Source organism: Edwardsiella tarda ATCC 15947 = NBRC 105688, from assembly GCF_003113495.2.
Taxonomy (GTDB): Bacteria; Pseudomonadota; Gammaproteobacteria; order Enterobacterales; family Enterobacteriaceae; genus Edwardsiella; species Edwardsiella tarda.
Genome location: NZ_CP084506.1, coordinates 1380379 through 1404523, shown reverse-complemented (window position 1 = coordinate 1404523; position 24145 = coordinate 1380379). Strand labels below are relative to the sequence as shown.

Annotated in this window: 25 protein-coding genes; 5 read left to right on the top strand and 20 right to left on the bottom strand. The window is 59.2% G+C overall.

All coding sequences use genetic code 11. The features are described from left to right. Window positions 1-386: 386 nt before the first annotated feature. Complete coding sequence (locus tag DCL27_RS06500) at window positions 387-1049, top strand: DedA family protein (RefSeq protein ID WP_035596186.1); 663 nt, start codon at window positions 387-389, stop codon at window positions 1047-1049. A gap of 161 nt (window positions 1050-1210) precedes the next feature. Further along, entirely contained in the window at window positions 1211-1429 is a 219-nt protein-coding gene (osmB, locus tag DCL27_RS06495) for an osmotically-inducible lipoprotein OsmB (protein ID WP_005293858.1), read from the top strand. A 93-nt stretch (window positions 1430-1522) separates the two neighbouring features. Here osmB and yciH read toward each other — a convergent pair whose 3' ends face one another. The 4 genes from yciH to DCL27_RS06475 all read right to left on the bottom strand — a co-directional run bounded on the left by yciH (window position 1523) and on the right by DCL27_RS06475 (window position 4205). Further along, a complete protein-coding gene (yciH, locus tag DCL27_RS06490; protein ID WP_005287240.1) occupies window positions 1523-1849 on the bottom strand; it encodes a stress response translation initiation inhibitor YciH in 327 nt (108 codons plus the stop codon). A gap of 21 nt (window positions 1850-1870) precedes the next feature. Next, a complete protein-coding gene (pyrF, locus tag DCL27_RS06485; RefSeq protein WP_005293855.1) occupies window positions 1871-2593 on the bottom strand; it encodes an orotidine-5'-phosphate decarboxylase in 723 nt (240 codons plus the stop codon). Between the two features lie 122 nt (window positions 2594-2715). Then, window positions 2716-3885, bottom strand: a complete 1170-nt coding sequence (gene lapB / locus DCL27_RS06480) for a lipopolysaccharide assembly protein LapB (RefSeq protein ID WP_035596176.1) — start codon at window positions 3883-3885, stop codon at window positions 2716-2718. A gap of 5 nt (window positions 3886-3890) precedes the next feature. Further along, window positions 3891-4205, bottom strand: coding sequence for a LapA family protein (locus DCL27_RS06475; protein WP_005287250.1), 315 nt, complete (start codon window positions 4203-4205; stop codon window positions 3891-3893). Window positions 4206-4645: 440 nt separating this feature from the next. On the opposite strand from DCL27_RS06475, the gene ribA reads away from it, so the two are divergent. Next, complete coding sequence (ribA, locus tag DCL27_RS06470) at window positions 4646-5236, top strand: GTP cyclohydrolase II (RefSeq protein ID WP_005293851.1); 591 nt, start codon at window positions 4646-4648, stop codon at window positions 5234-5236. Between the two features lie 204 nt (window positions 5237-5440). Here the strand turns inward: ribA and ptsG are convergent, their stop codons facing one another. The 14 genes from ptsG to yceD form a co-directional block, all read right to left on the bottom strand. Further along, window positions 5441-6874: a PTS glucose transporter subunit IIBC gene (ptsG, locus tag DCL27_RS06465; RefSeq protein ID WP_035596173.1), complete on the bottom strand. Its 1434-nt coding sequence runs from the start codon at window positions 6872-6874 to the stop codon at window positions 5441-5443. Between the two features lie 305 nt (window positions 6875-7179). Beyond that, window positions 7180-7968 carry a metal-dependent hydrolase gene (locus DCL27_RS06460; RefSeq protein ID WP_035596171.1) on the bottom strand — a complete coding sequence of 263 codons (789 nt, stop codon included), beginning with the start codon at window positions 7966-7968 and terminating at the stop codon, window positions 7180-7182. A 30-nt stretch (window positions 7969-7998) separates the two neighbouring features. Beyond that, the gene (gene holB / locus DCL27_RS06455) at window positions 7999-8982 is read right to left on the bottom strand and encodes a DNA polymerase III subunit delta' (protein WP_005287273.1); all 984 of its coding nucleotides are present in this window, start codon (window positions 8980-8982) and stop codon (window positions 7999-8001) included. Further along, on the bottom strand, window positions 8979-9620 hold the full coding sequence (tmk, locus tag DCL27_RS06450) for a dTMP kinase (protein WP_005287275.1): 642 nt from the start codon (window positions 9618-9620) through the stop codon (window positions 8979-8981). The genes holB and tmk overlap by 4 nt, the downstream gene beginning before the upstream one ends. Then, complete coding sequence (gene mltG, locus DCL27_RS06445) at window positions 9610-10638, bottom strand: endolytic transglycosylase MltG (RefSeq protein ID WP_035596169.1); 1029 nt, start codon at window positions 10636-10638, stop codon at window positions 9610-9612. The genes tmk and mltG overlap by 11 nt, the downstream gene beginning before the upstream one ends. An 18-nt stretch (window positions 10639-10656) precedes the next feature. Then, window positions 10657-11469, bottom strand: coding sequence for an aminodeoxychorismate lyase (gene pabC, locus DCL27_RS06440; protein WP_035596168.1), 813 nt, complete (start codon window positions 11467-11469; stop codon window positions 10657-10659). Window positions 11470-11556: 87 nt separating this feature from the next. Beyond that, window positions 11557-12798, bottom strand: a complete 1242-nt coding sequence (gene fabF, locus DCL27_RS06435; RefSeq protein WP_005293840.1) for a beta-ketoacyl-ACP synthase II — start codon at window positions 12796-12798, stop codon at window positions 11557-11559. Window positions 12799-12880: 82 nt separating this feature from the next. After that, the gene (acpP, locus tag DCL27_RS06430) at window positions 12881-13117 is read right to left on the bottom strand and encodes an acyl carrier protein (RefSeq protein WP_005293837.1); all 237 of its coding nucleotides are present in this window, start codon (window positions 13115-13117) and stop codon (window positions 12881-12883) included. A 154-nt stretch (window positions 13118-13271) separates the two neighbouring features. Beyond that, window positions 13272-14006, bottom strand: coding sequence for a 3-oxoacyl-ACP reductase FabG (fabG, locus tag DCL27_RS06425; protein ID WP_005287291.1), 735 nt, complete (start codon window positions 14004-14006; stop codon window positions 13272-13274). Between the two features lie 12 nt (window positions 14007-14018). Continuing rightward, a complete protein-coding gene (fabD, locus tag DCL27_RS06420; RefSeq protein ID WP_035596167.1) occupies window positions 14019-14948 on the bottom strand; it encodes an ACP S-malonyltransferase in 930 nt (309 codons plus the stop codon). Window positions 14949-14970: 22 nt separating this feature from the next. Beyond that, entirely contained in the window at window positions 14971-15924 is a 954-nt protein-coding gene (locus DCL27_RS06415; RefSeq protein WP_005287299.1) for a beta-ketoacyl-ACP synthase III, read from the bottom strand. A 6-nt stretch (window positions 15925-15930) separates the two neighbouring features. Beyond that, window positions 15931-16965 (bottom strand): phosphate acyltransferase PlsX, encoded by a 1035-nt coding sequence (plsX, locus tag DCL27_RS06410; protein ID WP_005293829.1) that lies wholly within the window; start codon window positions 16963-16965, stop codon window positions 15931-15933. Between the two features lie 28 nt (window positions 16966-16993). Beyond that, window positions 16994-17164 carry a 50S ribosomal protein L32 gene (gene rpmF, locus DCL27_RS06405; RefSeq protein WP_005287307.1) on the bottom strand — a complete coding sequence of 57 codons (171 nt, stop codon included), beginning with the start codon at window positions 17162-17164 and terminating at the stop codon, window positions 16994-16996. Window positions 17165-17180: 16 nt separating this feature from the next. Then, window positions 17181-17702: a 23S rRNA accumulation protein YceD gene (yceD, locus tag DCL27_RS06400; RefSeq protein WP_005287310.1), complete on the bottom strand. Its 522-nt coding sequence runs from the start codon at window positions 17700-17702 to the stop codon at window positions 17181-17183. A gap of 141 nt (window positions 17703-17843) precedes the next feature. Here yceD and DCL27_RS06395 point away from each other — a divergent pair, with 141 nt between their 5' ends. Continuing rightward, window positions 17844-18437 carry a Maf family protein gene (locus DCL27_RS06395; protein ID WP_035596166.1) on the top strand — a complete coding sequence of 198 codons (594 nt, stop codon included), beginning with the start codon at window positions 17844-17846 and terminating at the stop codon, window positions 18435-18437. A gap of 315 nt (window positions 18438-18752) precedes the next feature. Here the strand turns inward: DCL27_RS06395 and rluC are convergent, their stop codons facing one another. Then, a complete protein-coding gene (gene rluC / locus DCL27_RS06390; RefSeq protein WP_005287317.1) occupies window positions 18753-19715 on the bottom strand; it encodes a 23S rRNA pseudouridine(955/2504/2580) synthase RluC in 963 nt (320 codons plus the stop codon). A gap of 578 nt (window positions 19716-20293) precedes the next feature. On the opposite strand from rluC, the gene rne reads away from it, so the two are divergent. Then, on the top strand, window positions 20294-23497 hold the full coding sequence (gene rne, locus DCL27_RS06385) for a ribonuclease E (RefSeq protein ID WP_109691542.1): 3204 nt from the start codon (window positions 20294-20296) through the stop codon (window positions 23495-23497). A 126-nt stretch (window positions 23498-23623) separates the two neighbouring features. Here rne and DCL27_RS06380 read toward each other — a convergent pair whose 3' ends face one another. Continuing rightward, entirely contained in the window at window positions 23624-23950 is a 327-nt protein-coding gene (locus DCL27_RS06380) for a putative quinol monooxygenase (protein ID WP_080582873.1), read from the bottom strand. Window positions 23951-24145 lie beyond the last annotated feature (195 nt).

Below are 24145 nucleotides of genomic sequence, written 5' to 3'. Positions count from 1 at the left end.
ACTATCCTAATGCGTCAAACGGACAAGAAAAGGGGCAATCTGTTGTGCCACAGCCCATTCTGTATCAGTCTGTGTCCTCGGTTAAGCTAGCCTAACAGGCTCTCCCCACGCCCCCGTTGCGCAATGCGCGATATATGCGCGTTTTTTCAACGGCGCGCCGCGTAGATTTCCAAGGCGGTCACATTCCCGCACGCTATTTCAGACTGATTTACAATTGTATTATCTTATTTATGGTACCATCGTCACGTCACGCTATCCTGCGAACTTGTCTGATATTTGGGGTATCACGGCTCACCGAATCGGCGACCAGTCTGGTTACCGGGATGGCAACGAGTCGCTCGTCCTTTTCCCTCTGGCATCCGTTCGTGGTTAATTAAGGTAAGGTAATGGAAGTCATCAAAGAGATCCTGCATGCACTGTGGGCCCAAGATTTCGCCGTGCTAAGCGATCCGCACGTAGTCTGGATTATTTACGCCATTCTATTTACGACTTTGGTCTTAGAGAATGGTTTGCTTCCCGCCGCCTTTCTACCGGGTGACAGCCTGTTGCTGCTATCCGGTGCGCTCATCGCGCGTTCGGTACTCCCCTTTTTCCCCACCCTGTGCCTGCTGGTCATCGCCTCTAGCCTAGGGTGCTGGCTCAGCTACTTGCAGGGGCGTTGGCTGGGCGATACTCGTTTGGTACAAGGCTGGCTGTTACGCCTGCCGCCACAATACCATCAACGCGCTTACAATCTTTTCCATCGCCACGGTTTGATGGCGTTGCTCATCGGCCGTTTCCTGGCCTTCGTACGCACCATCCTGCCGGTACTCGCCGGGCTATCGGGACTGCGTAGCACACGCTTTCAGATCTTCAACTGGATCAGTGCCCTGCTCTGGGTCGGCGTGGTGCTGGGGTTAGGGCTGGCCATCAGCCACATCCCCTTCGTCAAACAGCATCAGGATCAGGTGATGTCGATCCTCATCGTCCTGCCGGTGGTCTTGCTGGTCAGCGGCCTGATCGGCACCCTGTTACTCCTCCTGCGCCGCCGTCGGCAACCGCACGCCTAACCCCACACGCTGTCGCCCTCGTCACCTGCGCCGAGGGCGACAGAAATCAGACTATTTACCTGTCGATAAATTCTCCGGCACCTATACTGCTCTCATTATCAGCCGGTTCCGCCACGCCTCAACTATACTTAAAACGTGTCGGACGCAGTAAGGAGCCCAACATGAACCTCACCATGAAACGTGCCACCAGCGTCGCCTTAGCGCTTGCCCTGGTCGCCTCCCTCAGTGCCTGTTCCAACATGTCTAAACGCGATCGCAATACCGCCATCGGCGCCGGTGCCGGTGCGATCGGTGGCGCCATCCTGACCGATGGTAGCGCGCTGGGTACCGTCGGCGGAGCCGCCATCGGCGGGCTGATCGGCCATCAGGTCGGCAAGTGATGTCGCTCGGCTCACCCCGGTCGTAGGCATGAAAAAGCCGGCAAGCATGCCGGCTTTCTTGTCTTCACACGCGATGGCGGCGAAGCGCCGCCCTTAACCGCCAGCCAACTTCACCCGCAGGCCTTTCGCCTCCAGCAGCTGTTTCAGTAAATCGCGTTTATCGCCCTGGATCTCGATCATCCCGTCACGCACGCTACCGCCGCAGCCACAGCGCTTCTTCAGCTCGGCCGCCAGCGCCTGCGTCGCGCCATCATCCAGATCCAGCCCGCTGATCACGCAGACGCCTTTCCCCTTACGCCCGCTGGTTTGGCGCTGAATACGTACGATGCCGTCCCCTTTCGGGCGCGCGATCGGCGCCGCCTCCTGCTGGATACGCCCGCTGGCGGTGGAGTAGACCAAACGACTGTTACTCTCTTGCATGACTCGGTTCTCTATCTCTCGTTATGCTAGGCTCGCCAGAATGGCGTGCAATGCCTCGGCCGGCTTTGCCGCCTGGGTGATCGGGCGACCGATCACCATGTAATCGACACCGGCTTGAAGCGCCTGTTGCGGCGTCATGATGCGCCGCTGATCCCCGGCGTCGCTCCCCTGCGGGCGGATACCCGGGGTGACCAAATTAAACGCCGGGCCACAGCAGGCCTTGAGGCGTACCGCCTCCTGGGCCGAACACACCACCCCATCCAAACCACACTCCTGACTCAGACGCGCCAGGCGCTCGGCATAGTCGGCCGGCGCCATATCGATACCGATGGCCTGCAGATCGGCCTGCTCCATACTGGTCAGCACGGTCACCGCGATCAGCAAAGGGGCCTCGGCGCCATAAGGCAGCAGCGCCTCACGTGCGGCCGTCATCATGCGAGCGCTGCCGCTGGCATGCACGTTAACCATCCAGACGCCCAGTTCCGCCGCCGCCGCGACGGCCCGCGCCACGGTATGGGGAATATCATGGAACTTGAGATCCAGAAAGATATCGAAGCCACGCTGTTGCAGGGTACGCACCAGTTGCGGCCCGAACAGGGTAAACATCTCTTTACCGATCTTCAGACGGCAGTCACGCGGATCGAGGGCGTCCACCAGCGCCAGCGCGGCGTTCTGGTCGGCATAGTCGAGGGCGACGATGATCGGTGAGTGGCTGGGAGCTCGCATCGGGATAGATTTTGACATGGTGGGTTCCTGAATCTGGCGTTTATCGGAGAAATACCTTTTTCAGGGGGGGCATTGTACACAGCGTGCCCCGCTCTGCCTAGGGCCTCGCCCTATTCGCGGGGCAAATCCTCCCCCGATGCTTACTGACCGTCCAAGCCACGGATCGGTTTGACCGTCGCCCAGGCTCGGCAAGAGGGGCAATGCCAGTACAGGCTGTGAGCAGTGAAGCCGCACTTCAGGCAACGATAACGAGGTTTGGTGCGGATCTGTTCGCCGACCATGTCACGTAACAGCAGCAAACTCTCACGCGCCCGGCCATCCTCAGCCTCTGCCAGATGGTAGTCCATCAGGCGATGGAACACCCGCATGGTCGGATGGCGCTGTAACTGGCGACTCACATAGATCTGTGCCGCCTCCAGCCCCTCCTCCGCCTCGATCACCTGGCCGAGCATCAACTCGGCGCTGGCGCCTGCATCCTCCTCGACGCAACGGCGTAGGAAGTCATGCCACGGCCCCGCTTGGCCCAGGGTCTGGTAGCATGCCTCCATCAACGGCAAGACCTCACTGACGAAGGCGCGGTCCTGTTCGAGAACCTGGGCGAAGGCCGTTACGGCCTTGGCAGGCTCACCCAAGGCCTGATAGACTCGGCCCTGCATGATGGAGACGCGGGCACAGCCCTTATCTGCCGCCGCCGCCTTCTTCAATAGACTCTGCGCCTTATCGAGATCGTCGCTGCCCATGGCCTGCAACGCCAGCTCACAGTAGAAGTGGGCGATTTCGCCCCGCTGCTGCTCTTTTCCTAGCCGGACGAGCTTCTCCGCCACCTCAATGGCCTTGTGCCACTCGCTGGTAGCCTGGTGGATCACCAGCAACTGCTGCAGTGCTGACAGACGAAAATCGGCCTCGTCGACCAGTTGGCTAAACATCTCCTCGGCGCGGTCATACAAGCCCGCCGCCATATAGTCGCGCCCCAGCTGTTGCACCGCCAGCAGACGCTGTTCGAAGGAGAGCGAGGCACTCTCCATTAAGGACTGGTGGATGCGGATGGCGCGATCGACTTCGCCACGAGAACGAAACAGGTTGCCGAGTGTCAGATGGGCTTCGACGGCGTTACTGTCCTCCTTGAGCATATCGAGGAACAGCTCGACCGCCTGATCTTGCTGGTTAGACAATAAGAAGTTCACCCCGGTCACGTATTCGCGCGACAGGCGATTAGCCTCTTGCTGTTTATCCTGCTGTGCACTCCTGCGCCCCATATACCAGCCATAGGCAGCCGCTACCGGGAGAAGCAGAAACAGCAGCTCAAGCATGACGGTTATTCCTTGGCGGCGCGGGTCGGCGCGGCGCTAGCACCCACCGGCACATCAGCCGGCGCCAGTTGCTGCTCCAGACGACGGATCTTGCGCTGAGCGCGAGCCAGCCCCAGCCGCACGCGCAAATAAAACAGCCCGCAGATCAACCAGCCCAGGACGAAGCCCGCGGCGAACAGCGTCGCCAGCAGCGTCGACAGGCGGTACTCCCCTTTCGCTAACAAGTAGTTGAAGGTAACCAGCTGATCATTTTGCGTGCCGAGGGTAACCGACAGTACGAAGATGGCCAGTACGATCAGAAAAATCAGCAAATATTTCACATTTCTTCCCGTTGTTCAGGTTAAGCAAATGAATAATGCTTAGAAAATCGAGACAGCGTCTAAATTAACATTTACTCATGGGGCATGGAAACCCCGCCTAGCAGAAAGGCAAGGGTTTATTGAATGCTGCGCTATTTTTGTACCATCGCCACAATCTCTGCGCCCGCCACCCTTGAATCGCGCCATGGGTATCACCATATCAAATAATAGTTTTACTATTGATGCAGCATTTTTATTCCCTTTTTTGCGCCATCGGCTGCAACAAATGTGCTTTCTTGGCCGAGCTTTACGCACATTTTATGGCAAAATGAGGCCAGACTTTTATAGCCGAAGTAGGAAGCGTCACTCATCCTCTTGCGTACCCTGTGCTATCTACATCCGCAGTGTGCCGTAGATGTGACGCCGTCATGATGGAAAATGATGTGGTTGTGGAGACAAACATGCAGCTTAAACAGGTGGCAGAGGCAAAACTGCCGACGCCATGGGGCGACTTTTTAATGGTCGGCTTTGAAGAGATTGCGACAGGTCATGACCATCTGGCCCTGGTTTATGGAGATATTTCCGGCACGACGCCGGTACTGGCGCGTGTTCACTCCGAGTGCCTGACGGGCGATGCCCTGTTCAGCCTGCGCTGCGACTGCGGCTTCCAGCTGGAAGCCGCGCTGGAACACATTGCAGAAGAGGGGCGCGGTATCCTGCTGTACCATCGTCAGGAGGGGCGTAACATCGGTCTGCTCAATAAGATCCGTGCCTATGCCTTGCAGGATCAGGGCGCCGATACCGTCGAGGCCAACCATCAGTTGGGCTTCGCCGCCGATGAGCGCGACTTTACCCTGTGCGCCGACATGTTTAAATTGTTGGGCGTGAGCCAGGTACGTCTGTTGACCAATAACCCGAAGAAGGTCGATATCCTGACCCAGGCGGGGATCAATATTGTCGAACGCGTGCCGCTGATCGTCGGGCGCAATCCGAAGAATGAACGCTATCTGGCCACCAAGGCCGCCAAGATGGGCCATCTGCTGAACGGCTGAGCCGCCCACTCACGGGCGGTATAACGCCGCCCGCACCTCTCGTGTCTCCCTCCTCCGCGTTATCACATCCCGCACGCCCCACGCTATGCCTATGCCTATGCTCAGCCGCGTGCCCCGGTCAGGCGCGCTGAAGCATAAAAAAAGCCCCCAAAACGGGGGCTAAGCGACGTCATCGCCCTGTCACAGGCGTATCACGTACTTGCATCAATGGCTACGAATATAATCATCCATCTCGGTCTTCAGGTTATCCGATTTCGTGCCGAAAATGGCCTGAACACCGGAACCCGCGACCACGACGCCAGCGGCGCCCAGCTTCTTCAAGCCGGCCTGATCCACCTTGGCGACATCGGCGACGCTAACGCGCAGACGCGTAATACAGGCATCCAGGTTAGTGATATTGTCCTTGCCCCCGAAGGCTTGTACCAGTGAGGCCGCCATCTCGTTGCTCCCCTGGGCAGACTGTTCGGCCGCGCTATCTTCACGCCCCGGCGTCTTCAGGTTCAGCTTGACGATCAGCACACGGAAGATCACGTAATACAGCAGGGCGTAGCACAGGCCGACGATCGGGAATAGCCACAGCTTGCTGCCGTTACCACTCAACACGATAAAGTCGATCAAACCATGCGAGAAGCTGGTACCGTCGCGCATCCCCAGCAGGATACAGATCGGGAAGGCCAGACCGGCCAGGATGGCATGGATCACATACAGGATCGGCGCCACAAACATAAAGGCGAACTCGATAGGCTCGGTGATCCCCGTCAGGAATGAGGTCAGCGCCGCCGAGATCATGATCCCGGCAACCTTGGCGCGGTTTTCCGGTTTCGCCGAATGCCAGATGGCGATCGCGGCGGCCGGCAGGCCGTACATCTTGAACAGGAAGCCACCGGAGAGTTTGCCCGCCGTCGGGTCCCCCGCCATATAACGCGGGATGTCGCCGTGGAACACCTGACCGGCCGCATTGACGTACTCACCGATCTGCATCTGGAACGGGACGTTCCAGATATGGTGCAAGCCAAAGGGCACCAGCGCGCGTTCTACCAGACCATAGATACCGAAAGCCACAACCGGGTTCTGGTAAGCGGCCCACTGAGAGAAGTGCTGAATGGCGGATCCGATCGGCGGCCAAATAAAGGAGAGCGCCACACCAAGGGCGATGGCGGCCAGGCCAGAAATGATCGGCACAAAGCGCTTACCGGCAAAGAAGCCCAGGTACTCTGGCAACTTGATACGATAGAAGCGATTAAACATATAGGCCGCGATGGAACCGGCGATGATCCCGCCGAGCACCCCGGTGTCCGCCAGATGTTTCGAGGCGATCTCTTCGGCCGGTAAATGCAGCACTAACGGTGCGACCACCGCCATGGTTTTCACCATGATGCCATAGGCGACCACGGCGGCCAGCGCCGAAACCCCGTCATTGTTGGTGAAGCCTAATGCCACGCCGATAGCGAAGATGAGCGGCATATTGGCAAATACCGACCCGCCCGCCTCGGCCATCACATGGGAAACAATCTCGGGTAGCCAACTGAAATTAGCCGAACCGACACCGAGAAGAATACCTGCGATGGGCAAGACTGATACTGGCAGCATCAGCGACTTGCCTACCTTTTGCAGGTTAGCAAATGCGTTTTTAAACATGTTTGAGTGTGCTCCTGAGTAAAAATGCTCTTTTTATTCACGCCAGGGGCGGCGTGTGCCAGAGGGAAGAGGGCCCCCGGCAAGGGGTGTCTTTGCACCCTGTTATTTTTTACGCAGAGTAAAATAAATAGAGCATTTGGTGTTTGATGGCTGTCACGTTTCACACATTACAGCGATCTATTTAACATTTACGCAAGAAAATCGACCAACCCTAGCGAGTATGTTGCATTATTAGCCAGTTAGCCGATCACTGTTGCGCACAAAAAATGCCCATCGATGGGCATTTTTACGCAGTGTAAAATATATTAATCCGCGTTCGGCAGCGTCACCGCGAACAGGCGGCTAAAATTCGCACTGGTCGCGCGCGCCAACGCCTGCGCGTCAATCCCCTTCAACACCGCCAGATACTCGGCGACATCGCGCACATAGGCCGGCTGATTCTCGCGTCCGCGATGTGGCACCGGCGCCAGATAGGGCGAGTCGGTCTCCACCAGCAGGCGATCGAGCGGCACATAACGCGCCACTTCACGCAACGCCTCGGCATTACGGAAGGTGACGATACCCGAGAAAGAGATATAAAAACCGAGATCCAGTAACGCCGCCGCCGTCGCCTTATCCTCAGTAAAACAGTGCAGCACGCCACCGCACTGATCGGCCCCCTCCTCTCGCAGGATCGCGAGCGTATCCTGGCGTGCCTCACGGGTATGCACGATCACCGGTTTGCCCAACTCGCGGCCAATACGAATATGCTGGCGGAAGGCCGCCTGCTGTTCGGCGATATTGTCCTGCTGATAGAAGTAATCCAACCCGGTCTCGCCCAACGCGATCACCCCCGGTTCGGCGGCCAGACTCTGCAACGCCTGCGGCGTATAGGGTTCGTCCAGATTCAGCGGATGCACGCCGCACGAGAAGGCGACATCGGGACGATCGCCGATACGGGCGCGCATCGCGCGGTAACCGGGCAGGGTGGTGGCGACGGCCAGGACAAACCCGACACCACGAGCGTGCGCTTCGGCCAACACGCTATCGACGCTATCGTGCAGTCCATCATAATCCAAGCCATCGAGATGGCAGTGAGAATCGACTAGATACATAACCAACCTATTCTGTCTATGCCGGGCCAATTAGCCGGCCGGCGAGGAGTCGCTCCATGCGCACAGCTGGCGCATAAGCAATAATTCACGATTGATCCCTGGCGTCGCCAGGAGTTGATGGCGGCACGCCACCCAGGCGTGCAGCAGCTGTTGCAGTTTGGCCGGCGCATGCCGCTTTGCCAGCAGGGTCACCAGCGCCAGCTGATCTCGATTGGCGATGCTCGCGGCCACGCCGAGCTGACGCTTCTGTGCATCCAGCAGCAGCGCGCATAGCCATCCCAGCCGCTCGCTGACATCCTCTTGGTTCAACGACGGCAGCAGATCGAGCCACTGATCGCTCGCCAGCGCCTGACTCAGCGCCTGGCATAACGCCTCGCGCTGGGCCCAGCGCGCCGGTTGCAATAACGCCAGGGCGGCGACCGGTGCCCCACCGCACAGACGCAAGGCGGCGCTCATCGCCTGAGGATCCCCGGGCTGTTGCTGTTGTAGCCAATGCAGGCTGACGCTCTCCGCCGGCGCGGCCAGATGCAGATAGAAGCAGCGGCTGCGCAAGGTAGGCAACAACTGCGCGGGTTCGCGGGTGCTCAGCAGAAAATAGGTCTGAGCCGGCGGCTCCTCCAGCGTCTTCAACAGCGCATTGGCCGCCGCCTCACTCAGCTGCTCACAGCGCGCGATCCAGACGAGCTTCGCCCCGCCCTGCTGAGCATGACTCTGCAACTGCTCGATGATCTGGCGTACCGGCTCGACGCCCAGCGTATTTTTCCCCTTCTCCGCCTGGAGACAATGCCAGTCGGGATGCGTGCCTGCCATCATCAGGCGACAGGCATGGCACTGACCACAGCTCCGCTCCCCCTCGGGATGCTGACAAAGCAACCAACGCGCCAAGGCATAGACCAGCGATGCCTCCCCCATGCCTTCGATGGCATGCAGCAGTAACGCATGATGGCCTCGCCCACTCTGATGCTGCGCCAGTAATTGACGATAGGGGGCGTTGAGCCAGGGATACCAATTCACGCCTGCGCCTCCTGACGCGCCAGCCACGCTTGCAACGCCTGGCGGATCGCGTCACTCACCTGTGCCAGCGGCTGTGAGGCATCAAGGGTGACGATGCGCTCATCCTGGCTGGCCAACGCCAGATAGCGCGCCCGAGTCCGCTCAAAAAACGCCAGTGACTCACGCTCGATGCGATCCAACTCACCACGGCTACGCGCCCGCGCCAACCCCTGTTCGGGCGGGATGTCCAGATAGAGGGTGAGATCGGGCTTGAACGATCCCAGTACCGTATCACGCAGGGTTTGCAGCAGCTGAGGATCGATGCCACGTCCGCCCCCCTGATAGGCCTGTGAGGAGAGATCGTGACGATCGCCGATCACCCAAGCCCCACGCGCCAGCGCGGGCTTGATCACGTTCTCTACCAGTTGAACCCGTGCGGCGTAGAGCATCAGCACCTCGGCGCGATCGGTCAGGGTCTCCCCCGCACAGCCCTCTTTCACCAACTGGCGCAGCTGTTCGGCCAGCGGTGTACCGCCCGGCTCTCGGGTAAAGACAACCTCTTGCACGCCGTGTCGGCGCAACTCCTCCACCACGACGTCGCGTGCCGTCGTCTTGCCGGCGCCTTCTAGCCCCTCGATCACGATGAACTTACTTTTCATTCTTATCCCTTAATGCCTGCAAATAGGCGCGCACCGCCTGATTATGACTTTGCAGGTTAGTGCTAAATACATGCCCGCCCTTACCATCCGCCACGAAGTAGAGATAGGGCGTCTTGGCCGGGTGCGCCGCGGCGACCAGCGAGGCCTTGCTCGGCATGGCGATGGGCGTCGGCGGCAGACCGGCGATGACATAGGTGTTATAGGGGGTCGGCTGCTGAAGATCACGCCGCGTCAGGTTGCCATTATAGGCATTTCCCAGGCCATAGATCACCGTCGGATCGGTCTGCAGACGCATCCCGATGCGCAGACGGTTGATGAATACCGAGGCGACCTTGGGACGCTCCTCACCCAGTCCCGTCTCTTTCTCGATGATCGACGCCATGGTGACCAACTGCTGCGGCGTCTTGTAGGGCAAGGCCACATCACGCTGCGCCCACTGCTGCTCCACGGTCTTCTCCATGCGGGCGTAGGCGCGCTTCAACAGCATCAGATCCGTGGTACCGGCAGTATAACGATAGGTATCGGGATAGAGCCATCCCTCTAGCGACTGCCCCGCCTTGATCCCCAGCCGTTGGGCGATCTGCGCCTCACTCTCTCGCTGTAGGGTATGCTTCAATTGTGGCGCCTCGGCCAACACCTTCAGCCAGTCGCTGAAACGGGTTCCCTCGATAAAACGCAGATCAAACTGCGCCTCACGCCCGCTGCTGAACAGCACCAGCATGTCTCGTACCGTCATGCCGGGCGTCAATCGGTAGGTCCCCGCCTTAAACTTGGCCAACGCCGGATCCAACTGCAATAACCAGGGAAGGTAACGTCCAGATCGGATCAGACGATCGCGCACCAACAACGCCTGTAGCATCTCCCGTCCGCTCCCCGCCGGCAGCTTAAACAGGGTCGGCTGACTCAGCGGCAAAGGGGTGCGGGCGAAGCGCTCCACCTGGTGATACCCCACCACGCCTAAACCGACCAGCAACAGCAGCGCCAACGCCGCAATCAAGGCTATCCGTTTTTTCTTCATTCCACCGCCATGGCGCCGCTATGCCTCAACCTGTAGGCAATGCGGCAATAAAAATTGATACAATGTGCGTGCGGCGAAAGCGCGCCCCAACGCCTGGTTAACCGGTAACAGCGGCATCAACGCATTGCACACCACCACCTCATCGGCCTGCTGCAAGGCCGCCAACCCGCTCTCCACCTCCTGCAGGCGATAGGGACTCTGCGCCAATAGGCGGCAGATACGCTGGCGCATCACGCCATCAACCCCACACTGCGTCAGGCGCGGCGTGAACACCTGTTGCCCACACCGCCAGAACAGATTGGCCGCACAGCATTCCACCAGCCTATCCTGGGTGTCAAGCACCAGCGCCTCATCCGCCTGTGTCTGCGCCAGATGGGCGCGGATCAACACCTGCTCCAGCCGGTTCAAGTGTTTGATACCGGCCAGCAGCGGCTGACGCGCCAGGCGGATCGGGCTGACGGTCAAGGTGATGCCTCGCTCACGCAACGCCATATAGTGGGTCGGCGCCGGGGCGGTGACGAAAATGCGACGGGGCGTATCGGCGCCATGCGGATCATAGCCACGTCCACCGCTCCCCCGCGTGATCATCCCCTTGAGCACCCCCTCCCCCAGCAACGCGGCATAGCGCTCGGCCTCCGTCAGCCAACGGCTCCAGTCCACGCCCTGGATCTGTAGACGATCACAGGCCTGGCGCATGCGCGCCAGATGCGCACGCAATCCATCGACGCGCCCCTGGCAGACGCGTGCCGTGGTAAAGCAACCGTCGCCATAGTTCAGTCCGCGATCGCTCAACGCAATCTGATGCTGCTCTTCGCCATCGATCCAGTACATGCCGCCTCCTTATGCCGTAGTGCCCTATTCTACCTGGCGAGACAAAAAAAATGGCTCCCGAAGGAGCCATTAGCCGGCGTGACCCGCTTACATCTTACGGAAGATGATCGAGCCGTTGGTTCCGCCGAAGCCGAAGGAGTTACACAGGGCATACTCCAGACCACTAACCTGACGGGCTTCGTGCGGTACGAAGTCCAGATCACAGCCCTCGTCGGGGTTGTCCAGGTTGATGGTCGGCGGCACCACCTGATCGCGCAGCGCCAGGATGGTAAAGATGGACTCGACCGCGCCAGCGGCGCCCAGCAAGTGACCGGTCATCGACTTCGTCGAGCTGACCATCACGCGCGCGGCGGCATCACCATAGACGCTCTTCACCGCTTGGGTTTCCGCCTTATCGCCCGCCGCCGTCGAGGTCCCGTGGGCGTTGATATAGCCGACTTGTGCCGGCGTCACACCCGCGTCACGCAAGGCGTTTTCCATCGCCTGCGCCGCACCGGCGCCATCGGCCGGTGGGGACGTCATGTGATAGGCATCGCTGCTCATGCCAAAGCCAACCAGCTCGGCATAGATCTTGGCACCACGAGCCTTGGCATGCTGGTACTCTTCCAGCACTAGAATGCCGGCGCCATCACCCAACACAAAACCGTCACGATCTTTATCCCACGGACGGCTGGCCGCCTGCGGATTGTCGTTACGCGTCGAGAGCGCACGCGCGGCACCGAACCCGCCAACACCCAGTTGGGTACTGGCCTTCTCGGTCCCACCGGCCAACATGGCATCGGCATCGCCATAGGCGATCATGCGCGCGGCATGGCCGATGTTATGTACGCCAGAGGTACAAGCCGTCGAAATAGAAATGCTCGGGCCACGTAACCCCAGCATGATAGTCAGATGCCCGGCCACCATATTGACGATGGTCGACGGGACGAAGAACGGGCTAATCTTACGCGGACCACCGTGCATCAAGGCCGTATGGTTCTCTTCGATTAATCCTAAGCCGCCGATCCCGGAGCCGATAGCGGCGCCAATACGCGGGGCGTTTTCTTCCGTAATCTCCAGCCCGGAGTCTTGGAAGGCCTGAATGCCGGCCATGATCCCGTACTGAATGAAGAGATCCATCTTCCGCGCATCTTTGCGCGAAATATGCTCTTCGCAATTAAAATCCTTTACTAAGCCCGCAAAACGCGTTGCATAGGCGCTAGTATCGAAATGGTCGATCAGGCTGATGCCACTCTGACCGGCAAGGAGCGCATTCCATGTGGAATCTACGGTATTGCCGACAGGAGACAACATGCCCAGTCCGGTCACAACAACTCGACGCTTAGACACGTTTGTCCTCCAGGGAGGGAAATGATACTGATTAAATGCAGGAAAAACGTAGGCGGTCGAGTGACCGCCTAGATGAGTTCACTTACTTGTTTGCAGCTTCGATGTAGTCGATAGCGGCCTGAACAGTGGTGATCTTCTCTGCTTCTTCGTCCGGAATCTCAGTATCAAACTCTTCTTCCAGAGCCATAACCAGTTCAACGGTGTCAAGAGAATCAGCACCCAGATCGTCAACGAAAGAAGCTGAATTCACAACTTCGTCTTCTTTAACACCCAGCTGTTCAACAATGATTTTCTTAACGCGTTCTTCGATAGTGCTCATACTCTTAAATTTCCTATCAAAACTCGCTTGCGCGATGGTTTTCGTAGTGTATTGAAAGTTGAAAAAGATGCAACCAAATCCCGGCTGGTCAAACCACGATTTTACCCTATTTTGCGGTGTTTCGCGCAAGAAAGGCAAATAGTTTTCGTGATTTTTAGATCATGTACATGCCGCCATTGACATGCAATGTCTCACCGGTAATGTAAGCCGCCTCATCAGAGGCCAAAAATGCGACAGCGTAAGCGATCTCTTTAGCATCGCCCAGACGACCGGCCGGAACCTCGGCCAGAATGCCGCTGCGCTGCTCATCGGAGAGCGCGCGCGTCATGTCGGTTTCAATGAAACCCGGCGCGACCACGTTGACGGTGATGCCGCGTGAAGCGACTTCGCGCGCCAGCGATTTGCTGAACCCGATCAGGCCCGCCTTGGCAGCGGCATAGTTAGCCTGCCCGGCGTTCCCCATGGTCCCCACCACCGAACCGATGGTGATGATACGCCCGCAACGCTTCTTCATCATAGCGCGCATTACCGCTTTTGACAGGCGGAAAACGGAAGTCAGGTTGGTGTTCAGGATATCCTGCCACTCGTCATCCTTCATGCGCATCAGCAAATTGTCGCGGGTGATACCGGCATTATTGACCAGGATATCGATCTCGCCGAACTCGGCGCGTACACGCTCCAGTACGCTATCGATAGAGGCGGAATCGGTCACGTTCAGCGCCATTCCCTTGCCGTTATCGCCCAGATAGGCGCTGATCGCTTCCGCGCCCTTGTCGCTGGTCGCGGTACCGATGACGCGTGCGCCGCGCGCAACCAACGTCTCGGCGATAGCGCGGCCGATGCCACGGCTGGCACCGGTTACCAGTGCAATTTTACCTTCTAAGCTCATGTTTTCCTCGTCTTACTGTTCGAGAGCGGCGCTCAGGGACGCGCAATCATTCACCGCGGCGGCCGTCATGGTGTCCACGATACGCTTGGTCAGGCCAGTCAACACCTTGCCTGGGCCGATTTCCAGCAACTGGGTCACCCCTTCGGCGGACATCTGCTGCACGCTCTCCGTCCAACGGACCGGATTATACAGCTGGCGTACCAGCGCATCACGGATCGCGTCGGCGTCGCTGACCGCTTGCACATCGACGTTGTTGATCACCGGGCAGAGCGGGGCATTGAACGGGATCGCCTGCAGCGCCTCAGCCAACTGATCGGCCGCCGGCTTCATCAGCGCACAGTGGGACGGCACGCTGACCGGCAGCGGCAGCGCACGCTTGGCGCCAGCCGCTTTACAGGCGGCACCAGCACGCTCGACGGCTTCTTTATTACCGGCGATCACCACCTGACCCGGTGAGTTAAAGTTAACCGGCGCCACCACTTGACCCTGAGCGGCATCGGCACAGGCCTGTGCGATGGCATCATTGTCCAACCCGATGATGGCATACATGGCGCCGGTGCCTTCCGGTACCGCCTGCTGCATCAGCTGGCCACGCAACTCGACCAGGCGTACCGCCTGTTTAAAGTCGATCACCCCGGCACACACCAGCGCGGAGTATTCCCCTAGGCTATGCCCGGCCATCATCGCCGGCTGCTTGCCATGGTTCTGCTGCCAGACACGGTAGATCGCCACGGAGGCGGTCAACAGCGCCGGTTGGGTCTGCCAGGTCTTGTTCAGCGCTTCGGCTGGCCCCTGCTGCACCAGGCTCCACAGATCATAACCCAGCGCCTCGGAGGCCTCGGCGAAGGTCTGCTCGACCAGCGGATAGTGTGCGGCCAGATCGGCCAGCATCCCGACGCTCTGCGAGCCTTGTCCCGGGAATACCATTGCAAATGTAGACATGAGTGTTTTCCTGAACAAAAAATCAAAAACGAACCAAGGCGGAACCCCAGGTGAATCCCCCACCGAAGGCTTCCAGCAAAATCAACTGACCGCGTTGGATACGGCCATCGCGCACCGCTTCGTCCAACGCCGCCGGTACCGAGGCGGCGGAGGTGTTGCCGTGACGATCCAGCGTCACCACCACGCTCTCCAGGCTCATCCCCAGTTTCTTGGCGGTGGCGCTGATGATGCGCAGGTTAGCCTGATGCGGCACCAGCCAGTCGAGATCCTCGCGGGACAATTGATTCGCCTGCAGGGTTTCATCGACGATGTGAGCCAGCTCGGTCACCGCCACCTTAAAGACCTCGTTGCCAGCCATGGTCAGGTAAGCCTGATCCTCGGTATGACGCGGGCGATTCGGCAAGGTCAACAGCTCGCCATAGCGGCCATCAGCATGAATGTGCGTCGAGAGGATCCCCGGCTGCTCGGCGGCGCCGAGAACCACGGCACCCGCCCCGTCACCAAACAGGATCACCGTGCCGCGATCTTGCGGATCGACGGTACGCGCCAGCGCATCAGAGCCAATCACCAGGGCATGGCGAATCGCGCCCCCTTTGATGTATTGATCGGCGATACTCAGGGCGTAGGTGAAACCTGCACAGGCGGCAGCGACATCAAATGCCGGGCAGCCGTTACGCATCCCCAGCAGGTTCTGCACCTCACAGGCGGCGCTCGGAAAGGCGTGGTTCGCCGACGTGGTCGCCACGATGATCAGGCCAATGTCGTCTTTATCGACCTGAGCCATCTCAAGGGCGTGTTTGGCGGCCTCAAATGCCATGGTGGCGACAGACTCGTCCGGCGCGGCGATACGACGCTCGCGAATGCCGGTACGACTGACGATCCACTCGTCAGAGGTCTCCACCATCTTCTCTAAATCAGCATTGGTGCGTACTTGTACGGGCAGGTAGCTCCCCGTACCGAGAATTCTTGTATGCATGTACGATTAGTCACTCTTGGGTAATACAGCCTTAAGGCGCAGCGCGATCCGCACGGGGATCTGCCGTTGCACCGCCTGCACAGCCTGTTGTATGGCGACGGCGAATGCCCGTTGGTTTGCCGCCCCATGGCTCTTGATTACGGTGCCACGTAATCCTAACAGACAAGCGCCATTATACTGGTCGGGGTTCAACTGCCCGAAACGCTTTGCCACTCTTTTTTGTATCCAACGACCTAACCAGCGTAGCCACCACGCGCTACGCGGCTTATCGCCCGCCGGTTTTAGCAGGGAGAGGAACATGCGCACCACTCCCTCCATGGTCTTCAGCGTAACATTACCCACGAAGCCGTCACACACCAACACGTCGGTTTTTCCGCTCAGCAGATCGTTGCCTTCCAGATAACCAATATAGTCGATGGCCGGCGTTGTCTTCAGCACAGCGGCGGCTTCGCGGATATTGTCCAGTCCCTTACACTCCTCCTCGCCAATATTCAGCAACGCGACACGCGGTGCCGGGATACCAACTATCTCTTCGGCCAGTACGGCGCCCATCACGGCGAATTGTACCAGCATGGTGCTACTGCAGGCCACGTTAGCCCCCAGATCCAGCACCACGGTCTTCCCCTGCCGTTGATTCGGCAATACTGTCACCAATGCCGGGCGTTCGATACCCTCCAGCGGTTTGAGTAACAGTGTCGCCAGACCCATTAACGCACCGGTATTTCCCGCGCTAACCACCGCCTGCGCCTCGCCATTTTTCACCAGCTCTAGCGCAACGCGCATCGAGCTGCCACGGCTATTACGAATAGCGTGTGATGGCTTGGCATCGTTGGGGATTACGGTTTCGGCGGCGACCACGCGCAAGCGGGAAAGCAGCGTAGCGTCCGCGGCGGAGAGATAAGGCGCGATGGCGTCGGGCTGGCCGACCAACAAAAGGGACAGTGACGAGGTTGAAGCCAGTGCCTGCAACGCGGCAGGCACTGTGATGCAGGGACCAAAGTCCCCGCTCATCGCATCTAACGCTAGGGTTAGACGAGTCAAAGTATCGCCTTGTTAATACAGAGCTGTATTACTTAGCGATAACCTTGCGACCGCGGTAGAAACCATCCGCAGTGACGTGGTGACGCAGGTGAGTTTCACCGGAAACCTTGTCAACAGAGACGGTTGCAGTGGTCAGCGCATCGTGGGAACGACGCATACCACGGCAAGAGCGGGTTTTTTTGTTCTGCTGTACGGCCATTGACCTTACTCCTTGATTACTTTCGCTTTAAACTGGCTAATGCGGCAAATGGGTTCGGCTTTTCTGCCTCGGGAGGCAGCTTACCGAAGACCATGTCCGCGTCGGACACTTCACAGTGTTCAGATTCATGCACCGGAACCACCGGCAAGGCAAGGATGAGTTCATCTTCGACCATCGCCTGCAGATCGACCTCGCCGTATTCATTGACGTCGATCGGCTCGTAAATTTCCGGTAATGCCTCAGCCTGCTCGTCATTGGCGACCGGACTGAAGCAATACGTTGCGTGGAGGTGATGCTGGAATGGCTGATTACAACGCTGGCATTGCAACGTTACAGTCACGTCGGCATGCCCGCGAATAACAGCCAAGCGCTGATTGTCGATCGAGAAGGACATTTCAGCGCAGACATCGCTGTCCACGCTGACCACAGATTCAGCTAAGCGCGTAACCTGCTCGGAAGCATAGACACCAACATAGTCTAAACGCTTCTGCGCAGCGCGAACCGGATCAAGGGTCAAGGGTAATTTTACCTTTTGCATAGGGCGCGCATATTAACTTTGTAAAGCCATTGAGTCAAAGGAAAAGGCCACTCTCGCACCCCTTTCCCCCAATATTCGCTTCCTGAGCGGCGGACAGTTTAAAATGATGACATGATTAACGCCATGCTTTCGGAAAAAAATATGTTACCCCTACTGCTCGCCTCGACCTCCCCCTACCGCCGCGCCCTGTTAGAGAAGCTGGCGCTTCCCTTCAGCTGTGCCGCGCCGCACACCGACGAAACCCCGCTGCCCGGTGAAACGGCGCAGGCGTTGGTCTGCCGTCTGGCCGAGGCTAAGGCGCGCGCCCTGGCCGATGCCTACCCGGACCATCTCATTATCGGCGGTGATCAGGTGTGTGTGCTCAATGGACAAATCAGCGGCAAGCCCCTCAGCGTCGAGCGCGCCTGTGCCCAACTGCGCGCCGCCAGCGGACAACGCGTCACCTTCTATAGCGGTTTGAGCGTACTCAACAGCGGCAACGGCGAGTGCCATACCCTGTGCGAACCCTTCCATGTCCATTTTCGTGAACTGAGCACGGCGGAGATCGCGGCCTATGTCGCACTGGAGCAGCCATTGCAGTGTGCCGGCAGCTTTATGTGCGAGGGCGCCGGCATTCTACTGTTCGAACGTCTGGAGGGGCGCGATCCCAATGCCCTGATCGGGCTGCCGCTGATCGCCCTCAACACGCTGCTCCGCCGTCACGGTGTCAACCCCCTACTGGTCCCCCGCGATTAATCTTCTGCCAGGCAGCAAGCCAACAGGCGCGTGCCGACGCGAGACCGGGCACATCGTGGCACACCCTCGCGCGACAGTCAGGTGCCTGGGCAAGGTGTGAGGGCAGGATACAGGATAATAGAGGGATAAGGCGGTGCTGCGTATCATGGTGCCGCCCCGTGAGTCTGCCGCGCCATGCAGTCGACGCCTAGCGTGCCGCACGTCAGCCAGCGCGCAACAGCGGAGCAGCGGAATAGCGTAGAACCGGAGGCGAGCAAGAGAAGAGCGCCTCAACAGGCCGCCGAGGCCTGCCGAGGTGAGGAGGATGCGCCGAGGTTAACGCGGCGTATTCGCGGCGCGTAATACGGCCAGGCAACGGCGCAGCGCGGCGTCTAACGGCGCCTCGACCCGCATCGTCTCGCCGCTATGGGGATGGACGAAACGCAGGGCCGCCGCATGCAGAAACAGACGATTGAGGCCGGTCTCCGCCAACTCACGATCGAAGTCACGGTCGCCATAACGGTCATCGAAGGCGATCGGATGGCCGGCATGCAAGGTATGCACGCGGATCTGGTGAGTACGCCCGGTCACGGGGCTGGCCTTCACCAGGGTCGCGTTGGCGAAGCGCTCCTCCACCTTAAAACGTGTCTCCGACGGCTTCCCTTCCGCGTTAACGCGCACGATGCGCTCACCGCTCTGTAAGATGTTCTTCAGCAACGGGGCCTGTACCACCTTGCAGTGCGACTGCCAGTGGCCACGCACCAGGGCCAGGTAATCCTTCTGCATCCCCTTCTCACGCAGCTGCTCATGCAACGAGCGTAACGCCGAGCGCTTCTTGGCGACCAGCAGCACCCCTGATGTCTCACGATCCAGCCGATGTACCAGCTCCAGGAAGCGAGCCTCGGGGCGTAAGGCGCGCAGCCCTTCGATCACGCCAAAACTCAGCCCGCTGCCGCCATGTACCGCCGTACCGGAAGGCTTGTTCAGCACCATCAGGTAGTCGTCCTCATACAGGACGCAATCGTTGAGTGCCGCCACCTTATCCAGTCGTGCGGAAACCGGTGCCTCATCACGCTCGGCGACCCGAACCGGTGGGATACGCACCTCATCCCCGGCCTCTAGCTTATATTCCGGCTTGATGCGTTTCTTATTGACCCGCACCTCACCCTTGCGCACGATGCGATAGATCATACTCTTCGGCACACCCTTTAATTGGTTGCGCAAAAAATTATCGATCCGCTGGCCCGCCTCGTCGGCGGCGATCGTGACTAACTTGACGGAAGTGTTTTGTGTATTCATGGGGCGCGATTTTAAAGAGCGGCAGGCCTATACGCCACTGCTATTTTGACACACGGGAACAATAATTCGGCAATATCCCTGACAAGCGCCTCGACGGCGTATATACATAGATATGCCAAATAGCATGACGTTGTGCTATTGAGCAACTTTCTGCGCACCAGGCGCAATGGCGTCTTGCTATATTTGCCATTGCAGTGGAATAATGGAGCCGTTTTCCGCGTTTTTTTCCGCCAATGTGGAAAAAGAAGCGGGATACGATGTTTACCTGATAGCGCAAAAATGCAGCAATGGCGTAAGACGTAATGCGAAATCAAGTAATTAGCGGGCTGCGGGTCGCAGTCTGACCAACAACATGGAGTCAGTTTGCCGCATCCTTTTTCTGCGGCGTCATCCTGATAAACAGCGCTGCCTTTCACAAAGAAATGCAGGCTTACCGAATATTGCGCCCCTATGCAGGCGACAACCGTGAGGTTGACGACTTTGCGATAAGACTCGGGGTCATCGGTCTTCCTCCCGGTCAGATAGGTCTTTTCGCCCGCAGCTTAAGTAGCCAATGCAAAAAAACGAGTACGTTAACGATGAAAAGAATGTTAATCAACGCAACTCAGCAGGAGGAGTTGCGTGTCGCCCTTGTGGATGGCCAGCGACTGTATGACCTGGATATCGAAAGCCCCGGTCACGAGCAGAAGAAAGCAAACATTTACAAAGGTAAAATCACCCGTATTGAACCCAGTCTAGAAGCTGCCTTCGTCGATTACGGTGCCGAAAGACACGGTTTCCTACCCTTAAAAGAGATCGCCCGCGAATACTTCCCCAGCAATTACTCCGCCCATGGCCGTCCGAATATCAAAGACGTGCTGCGTGAGGGGCAGGAAGTCATCGTCCAGGTTGATAAAGAGGAGCGTGGCAACAAAGGCGCCGCGCTGACCACCTTTATTAGTCTGGCGGGTAGCTATCTGGTGCTGATGCCGAACAATCCTCGCGCCGGCGGTATTTCACGTCGCATCGAGGGTGACGATCGCACCGAGCTAAAAGAGGCGCTCTCATCGCTGCAAATCCCTGATGGAATGGGACTCATCGTCCGCACCGCGGGCGTCGGCAAGTCTGCCGATGCGTTGCAGTGGGATCTCTCGTTCCGCCTGAAACATTGGGACGCCATCAAGAAAGCCGCAGAGGGTCGCCCGGCGCCGTTCCTGATCCACCAGGAAAGCAACGTCATCGTCCGCGCCTTCCGCGACTACCTGCGCCCAGACATCGGCGAGATCCTGATCGACAACCCGAAGATCCTCGACCTGGCCAAGCAGCATATCGCCGCCTTGGGCCGCCCGGACTTCAGCAGCAAGATCAAACTGTACACCGGTGAAATCCCGCTGTTCAGCCACTATCAGATCGAGTCGCAGATCGAATCCGCCTTCCAACGTGAGGTGCGTCTGCCCTCCGGCGGCTCGATCGTTATCGACAGCACCGAAGCGTTGACCGCCATCGATATCAACTCCGCGCGCGCCACGCGCGGCGGCGATATCGAAGAGACCGCCTTTAACACCAACCTGGAGGCGGCCGATGAGATCGCGCGCCAGTTGCGCCTGCGCGACTTGGGCGGCCTGATCGTCATCGACTTCATCGATATGACGCCGGTACGCCACCAGCGTGAGGTGGAGAACCGCCTGCGCGATGCGGTGCGTCAGGATCGCGCCCGTATTCAGATCGGTCGCATCTCGCGCTTTGGTCTGCTGGAGATGTCGCGTCAACGCCTCAGCCCGTCATTGGGCGAGTCCAGTCATCACGTCTGCCCGCGCTGTAACGGTACCGGTACCGTGCGTGACAACGAATCGTTGGCACTCTCCATCCTGCGTCTGATCGAAGAAGAGGCGCTGAAGGAGAATACGCGCGAAGTCCATGCCATCGTACCGGTTCCGGTCGCCTCCTACCTGCTGAACGAGAAACGTGACGCCGTGAGCGCCATCGAGAAACGTCAGCCAGATATTCGGGTGATCGTGGTGCCTAACGATCAGATGCAGACGCCGCATTACGCCGTGATGCGCGTACGCAAAGGCGAAGAGACGCATACGCTGAGCTATAAGCTGCCGCAACTGCACGAAGCGGAAGCCTGTGGCGAAGAAGAGGCTCCTGCCGAACGGAAGCGTCCAGAACAGCCTGCCCTGGCAGCCTTTACCCTGGATGTCAGCGCACCACCGTTGGAAGAGAGTGAGAGCAAGCCCGTCGCCGCCGCAGTAGCACCGAGCGAAACACGTACCCAACCGAGCGCTGCCGCTCGCCCAGGCCTGTTTGGTCGCTTGGTCGCTTCACTGAAAGGCCTCTTCGCCGGCGATGCGCCGCAACAGGAAGCCACACCGCAGCAAGAAACATCGAGCCCGCGTGAAGAAAACCGCGCGCCACAGGAGCGTCGCGCCCGCCGTCAGAATCCGCGTCGTGAACGTGGTGAGCGTGGTGAACGTGGCGAGCGCAATGGCAGTGATCGTAGCGAACGCGCGGAGCGCGGTGAACGCGGCGAGCGTCAGGATCGTGGCAACCGCGAAAATCGTGAGGCCCGTGACGAACAGCGCCGTAATCGCCGTCAGTCTCAACCGGCTCAGTCTGCCGAGGGAGGGAGTGAGAACGCCTCGCCGATGCGCGAAGAGCAGCAGCAACGCCGCGAGCAGCGTAACGAGCGTCAGCGTCGTCGTCAGGAAGAGAAGCGCCAGGCTCAGCAAGAGGTCAAGGCACTGGATGTCGCCGCGCAACCCGACGAGGAGATCGTCGAGGAGAACGCACCGGCACAGCGTCGTCAGCGTCGCCAACTGAGTCAGAAGGTGCGTATCGTCGACAATGCCGCCGTTGCCGCGAGCGCCAGCGAGGCCGTCGTCGAGGCTCCCGCCGAGGAGAGTAAAGCAACGCTGCCGTTAGTCAGCGCTCCGTTAGCGGAAAGCGTACCGCAAACCGCCACAGCGGTGAGCGAAGAGGAGAACGGCAACCGCCATGAGAATGGTATGCCGCGTCGTTCTCGTCGCTCTCCGCGTCACCTGCGCGTCAGCGGTCAGCGCCGCCGTCGTTACCGTGACGAGCGCTATCCGCAGCAGTCGCCGATGCCGTTGACGCTGGCGGTCTACTCACCCGAGATGGCCTCCGGCAAGGTGTGGATCAGCTACCCGATTACCCCGGTGAGCAGCAACGTCCATGAGGCGGAGCACACCGCGCCAGCCGACGCCGTGGCAACGAACATCATCGCCCCGATCGCCGCCGCCGACAGCGCACCTCAGCCGGCCTTGCCGCCAGAGGAGGCCACCCACGCAGCAGCTGATATCGCCGCACCGGTATCCCTCGACGCCACCGTCGAGACCCTCGCGGTCGAGACTCCCGTCGTCGCTGAGAGCGTCGTCGAGAGTCCTGTCGCGCACGTCGAGGCTGAGCCGGTTCCGGCTAATGAGCCCGCCACGACGCACGCTACCTGCGACGCCGCGGCACCGACCTTAACCGAGACGATTTTGCCGCTGGCGCAAGCCGAAGCCGAAGCCGAAGCCGAAGCCGAAGCCGAAGCCGAAGCCAGTGTAAACGCCCAACCGGTGGAAATGGCAAGCCGTCCAGACGACACGGTAGTCGTCCATGGACATGGTCATGCTAGTGCACCGATGACCCAAGCCCCGGCCCCGGCCTATGAGGCTCCGGCCGTCATCGTTAGCACCTGGGTACGCCCAACCTATGCGTTCCAGGGTCGTGGTGCCGCCGGTGGTGCTGCCGCTACCAACCAGGCAACCGCACCAGCGACGAAGCCGCAGATGCCATAAAACGCCATCGCGTTCGATAGCATAAAAAAACCCGCCTGATGGCGGGTTTTTCTTTGCCTCTTTTTCGTCGCATCCCCGAGACATCACCGCCCCACTCGTCAACACTGCCGGATGAAGCGCGCTAACTTAGGCGATAGGCTGTAACACCTTGACCTCTATGCTGAGGCATTTCCCCTCGATCGCCGCGAGGAAAGAAGCAAAATGGGGGCTACCTTCGTGTTGATTCAAGGCCTGCTGGGATTGCCAAATCTCGAAGAAGAGCAATGTATCGGGTTGCCCTTGTACCTGATGCAGGTCATAACGCACGTTGCCTCGCTCCGCCCGACTGGGCTCCACTAAACACAACGCCGCCTGACGAACCCCTTCGATCTGCCCTGGCGATGCGACTAGCGTCGCGACGATGCGTACTTCATTCATAATCCGCTCCTCTCGCTGAATAACCAGACCCAGCATGTTAGGTCTCCTGACGGATCACCTTACGCCTTTTCTCGCCAGAGCCACGCCCTTCGTGTGCGCTATACCACCTTGGTGGCCACCACGTTTTATCACTCAGCGAGACAAGTGAGTCTACCGACCGCTCATGGTATCACCACGGCTGTGGTAGTCGCGCCATCTTGCGTAACAGCAATCAAGCAAAATGAGTCACGA